The organism is Trinickia dinghuensis (assembly GCF_003367175.1).
Lineage (GTDB): Bacteria > Pseudomonadota > Gammaproteobacteria > Burkholderiales > Burkholderiaceae > Trinickia > Trinickia dinghuensis.
Genome location: NZ_QRGA01000038.1, coordinates 1 through 4,825, shown reverse-complemented (window position 1 = coordinate 4,825; position 4,825 = coordinate 1). Strand labels below are relative to the sequence as shown.

At 62.0% G+C, this 4,825-nt stretch carries 4 protein-coding genes; 3 read left to right on the top strand and 1 reads right to left on the bottom strand.

Annotated features, from left to right (window positions below; genetic code table 11):
- Positions 1-120 precede the first annotated feature (120 nt).
- Entirely contained in the window at positions 121-1,173 is a 1,053-nt protein-coding gene (locus DWV00_RS33450; protein WP_115537898.1) for an iron-containing redox enzyme family protein, read from the top strand.
- Here DWV00_RS33450 and DWV00_RS33445 read toward each other — a convergent pair.
- Positions 1,136-1,738 carry a TetR/AcrR family transcriptional regulator gene (locus DWV00_RS33445; RefSeq protein WP_181885672.1) on the bottom strand — a complete coding sequence of 201 codons (603 nt, stop codon included), beginning with the start codon at positions 1,736-1,738 and terminating at the stop codon, positions 1,136-1,138. The two genes, DWV00_RS33450 and DWV00_RS33445, sit on opposite strands and share 38 nt — an antisense overlap.
- Positions 1,739-2,107: 369 nt before the next feature.
- On the opposite strand from DWV00_RS33445, the gene DWV00_RS33440 reads away from it, so the two are divergent.
- A complete protein-coding gene (locus DWV00_RS33440) occupies positions 2,108-4,297 on the top strand; it encodes a putative bifunctional diguanylate cyclase/phosphodiesterase (RefSeq protein WP_115537896.1) in 2,190 nt (729 codons plus the stop codon).
- 293 nt (positions 4,298-4,590) lie between these two features.
- On the top strand, positions 4,591-4,825 hold a 235-nt coding region (locus DWV00_RS33845; RefSeq protein WP_147298046.1), incomplete at its 3' end, for a hypothetical protein.

The following is a 4,825-nucleotide window of genomic DNA, read 5'->3' as shown; positions in this document are numbered from 1 at the left end:
TTCAGGAGTCAACTGCCTCCGACTGGCACTCCACGGTCACCACAGAACTCATCCCGTCTCGATCTAGGCATAACCGGGAACTGTGCCTAATCTCTTAATTCCGATGCACTATTCGATTCGATGGCGCTTCAGACTTGGGCCGAGAATCTGCTGTCGCTTTCACTGAGCGCGGGGGGTGATCGATTGATTCATACGCCGATGCTTCGAGAGCGCGTAGAGGGCTGCGAGTCCTTTGCCGTTCGCTACTTGTCGAAGGTGACGGCGGTGGCCACACAAGGTTTCGAGGAAAACGACGCGGCCGCCAAGGCCGAAGCGCATCGCGCGCTGTTCGCGCTCTATGAGCTTCAGCTTTGCCGCCCTGACGACGAAGCCGCGCCTAACCAGCACGATCCGCTGCTGTACAGCGTTCGCAACCTGCTCGAACGAGCTTGGCTTGCCGCCGAGCGCGCCGCTCTCGTCCCCTGCGCGGCGGAAAGCCCGGCACGGACGGTGAACACGATCGCACGGCTATGCAAGGCACACGATGCGAGTTCGCACCGGCTGTTCGATTACCTGGCCGTGCAGGCCGACCGCATAGCGATGCAGCGCTTCTTCGCAAGCGACAGTGCGCTGAACATCCGGTTCTTCGACTTGCTGGCGCTGTCCATGGTGGGCTCCGAGGAGTTCACGCGCCCTGAACTCGTTCAGAATCTTTGGGACGAATCGGGCCGCGGCAATCGAAACGAAGCGCATGTCCATACGTTCCGCGATCTGCTCGATACCTGCGGGCTGACGCAGATGCGTTTCAATCAGATCGGCGCGCTGCCATGGCAAGGATACGCGGGGCACAACCTGTTCATGATGACCGCGTTGAGCCGCGAGCATTATTGGAAATTGCTCGGTGTCATGGCAGTAACGGAACTGATCGACCCTGCATCGTACGAGAAGGTCGTTCATGGCTGCCGGCGCCTTGGGTTCGCGGGCGATGCGTATCGCTACTACTCGGAGCATGTCGAGATCGACGTCGTGCACGGCCAAGGCTGGCTTCAGAACGTGATCGTGCCGCTGATCGAACGCACGCCGGCCGCCGCCGCTGATGTTGTGTTCGGCGCGCAACTGCGCCTTGCCTCGTGCGAGCAGTACTACGACTGCCTGCTCAGCTTGCTGGAGCAGACGCAATACTCGATGGCGTGACGGCGGGGCGCGAACGGGCCAGGATCATCTCGCGGGCGACGGACCACGCTTCGGTTGCCGCGCTCTTTCGGCCGGCGATTTGAGCCGACAGCGTGGCGCCGTCCAGCAGCATCATGAACACCGGTGCCAGCGCCGACGCTTCGCCCGGGTCGATCATCTCGCACAGGATGCTCTCGATACGCTCGGTCAACCCGGCTTTCTGGGCAGCCGCCGCTGCGTGGATCGGGTACCCCTTCGACGGAAACTCGGCTGCTGCGTGTGCGAACATGCACCCGCTGAAGTCCTCGGCATTGAACCAATCGCGATGCCATTCGAAGACTTTTTGCATGCGCTCGAGCGGTGAGCCTGCCTGCGCGAGCACCTCGTCGAGCGAGGCGGCGCACGCGCGCGCACGCTGCTCGAGCACCTCGACGATCAGATCGGTCTTCAATGGAAAATGCCGGTACATCGTCGTCTTCGTGACGTGCGCCTCCGAGATAACCCAATCGATACCCACGCTGTGATAACCGTAGAGCCCGAATAGGCGCGTAGCGGTGCTGACGATCTGATTACGTTTTTCGGACATGTCGGTGTAACGGATCGAGGTGACTTTCATTATCGCCGCGGCGAGCATCGCGTCAATAGGTTAAGGCACGCAGTGAGGCTGCCCGTTCGGCCAGCTCGGGTGAACGGTCCTGTAGCTTTGTGACAAGGCGATGATGACATGCGGCACGATACGGCGCGACGGCACGCGATAAATACAAGCGCGGCGAACTCGCGCGGTATTGGTGAAAATCAGCAAGCCTTTGACCGCGTTCCCACTATTTTGTCCAGCGACACAAAGCCTTATAATCGTTTTCAACGACCGCTGAACAATGAGTGTGGATAATAGCCGCGGAATAGACAAGCGGCGGCAGCCCGATCACCGCCCAGAACGAGGCGGAAGGAGACCTTAATGAAGTGTCCCCCTGCATTGGCGACCGAGACCGAACGGCTTAAGGCCCTGTCCGAATACCGGCTGGGACGCGACCGGCCGCTGCCCAGTCTCGATCCGGTGGTTCAGATCGCGGCGCGCATGTTCGGCATGCCGGTTGCCGCGGTCAACATGATCGGCACCGATCACGTCTTTTTCGCGGCAAGTACCGGCTTCGACGGCACAACGGTCGACATGAGCCGCGACGTTTCCTTCTGTGCTCACGCCATCACCCAAGATGAAGTCATGGTGGTGCCGGACGCCACGCTCGACGAGCGCTTCCACGACAATCCGCTGGTCACGGGATCGGCCGGGCTACGGTTTTACGCCGGCGTGCCGCTGCGCTCTCCGGAGGGCTATCCGCTCGGCGCGCTGTGCATCATCGATGCCGTACCGCACGACGATTTTTCGCCGGACGACCGCGAGCGTTTGCGCGAACTGGCGAAAATGGCCGCTGACCGACTCGAGCTGCGCCGCCTCGAAATGTCCACCGAAGAGGCCAAGCCATCCTTCGGCAAAGCCGTGCGGAACTCGCCAACCGCGGAGGTGCGGTTGGACGAGGGCGGCGTCATCGTCGACTGGAACGTCTCCGCCGCTGCGCTCTTTGGATACGAGCGAGAAGAAGGCGTCGGCCGCTCAATCGATATTTTCGCTGCCGAGCGCGACCGCGCTGCATTGCGCGATCTGCTTACGCGTGCAGTCGCGGCCCGTTCGGCCGACGGATTGTCGATGCCGTCCGGCCTGCACGGGATCCGCAGCGACGGGACCGAGTTTTTGCTCGGCGTTTCGCTGTTCTGCTGGGGCGAAAACGGTTCGCTGACGATCAGCGCGCACCTCGATGATCTGAGCGCGCTTCAGTATAAAAGGGACGAGACGCTGCGCCTCGCGAACACCGACGTCCTCACCGGCCTTGCGAATCGCGCGTGCTTTTACCGTCGCGTCGAAGAGGCGCTCGTGGAAGGGTCGGACGCGGCCCTGATCATGATCGATCTCGACGGGTTCAAGGACGTCAACGACACGTTGGGGCATGCGACGGGCGATGCCGTTCTCTGCGAGACAGGGCGTCGTCTAGAGCGGGTCGTGAGGGGAGGGGACATCGTGGCCCGCGTGGGCGGTGACGAGTTCGCGATCCTGCTGCCGGGTTGCACCGATCCGGCGCGGGCGAAGGCGGTGGCCGATCGCGCGATCGCCGCGCTGTCCGAGCCGATCGTCGTGGACACGTGCGAAGTGCGCATCGCCTCGACCTGCGGCGTGGCGGTGGCTCCGCTTCACGCGAAAGGACCGTTGGAGCTGATCGGCAACGCGGATCTCACGTTGCGCAATGCAAAGAGCGTGGGCCGCGGTCAGTCGTTCTTGTTCGTCCCCGAGTTGCGGATGGAGGCGATGGCGCGGCGGCTTTGCAACGTCGAACTGCACCGTGCGGTCAGCGACGGCGAGTTCGTGCTCTTTTACCAGCCGCAAATCCGGCTTTCCGACGGCGTGCTCACCGGGGCGGAGGCGCTCATCCGCTGGTGGCATCCGCAGCGCGGGCTGCTGTCTCCCGCGGCTTTCCTCCCCGCGCTCGAACACGGCCCGCTCGCGGCCACGGTGGGCCTTTGGGTACTCGACGAAGCATGCGCTCAAGCGGCACACTGGCGTCGACACGGCGTGAAGGACTTTCGCATGGGCGTCAACCTGTTCGGCGTGCAGTTTCGCGTCGGCGACATCGCGTCGGAGGTCGTGGCGGCACTCGAACGGCACGGTTTGTCGCCGGATGCCCTCGAACTCGAGGTCACCGAGAATATCGTCGTCGACGATGAACGGGTGCCCGCGTCGCTGCACCGACTGCGCGAGCACGGCGTGGGTATCGCATTCGACGACTTCGGGACCGGTTATGCGTCGCTCAGCCAGCTGAAGTCCTATCCGCTCAGCCGAATCAAGATCGATCGCGCCTTCGTGCAAGGCATGCTCGAATCGGAGCGCGATCTCGCCGTGATCCGCGCTATCGTCGATCTGGCACGCAGCTTCGGGCTCGATACCATTGCCGAGGGCATCGAGACGGCAAACCAGCTCGACAGTTTGCGGCAACTCGGCTGCCACGAGGGGCAGGGTTATCTGTTTAGCAAGCCGGTGCCGACGAAGCACTTCGGCGAGTTGTATGGGATCGGTGGGGTGGGGCGGATGGTCGCTTGAATCTGAATAAGAAATTATCAACATATCAACTGCTCTATCGTCAGCCACACCAAATCCGTGTGCGGCCCCCGACATATTCGTTCGATTTGATAGCCCGCGAACTCGCTTAACCGTGCATGCTGATTACGCAGGGCTGCGAATAGCGCACGACCCCCTTCGTCTTATTCGCCCCGCGCAGATCAACCGTGAGAATGCCTCCCGAGATGCTCCCCCGAGCATCCCGGCGGGCCGCTGCATCCCCCAAACCCTGTTCGCCGCTCAGACCGCATGCGGATGAGCACAAGGAGCCGGCTATGCCTGTTCGCGACATGTCCTCTCGTCATCGCCAATTCGTCCCATTGGCAATCGCAGCGCTGTTAACGATTTCGCTTTCGAGCGGCTTCGCATCGAGCGAAGCCAACGCGCAAAGCACGAGCAATAACGGCAAGAACTCAAATTCCACCAAGAGTTTCAAGGTCCCGGCATTGCCGACGGGTTCCGGGAATGTGCAAATACAACCGGGCATGTCGAAAAAGGATTGGGCGGACG

What these genes read in the sequence shown, in the direction of transcription:
- DWV00_RS33440 (WP_115537896.1), top strand. Translation starts at nt 2,108, where the DNA reads ATGAAGTGTCCCCCTGCATTGGCGACCGAGACCGAACGGCTTAAGGCC.
- DWV00_RS33450 (WP_115537898.1), top strand. Translation starts at nt 121, where the DNA reads ATGGCGCTTCAGACTTGGGCCGAGAATCTGCTGTCGCTTTCACTGAGC.
- DWV00_RS33445 (WP_181885672.1), bottom strand. Translation starts at nt 1,738, where the DNA reads ATGTCCGAAAAACGTAATCAGATCGTCAGCACCGCTACGCGCCTATTC.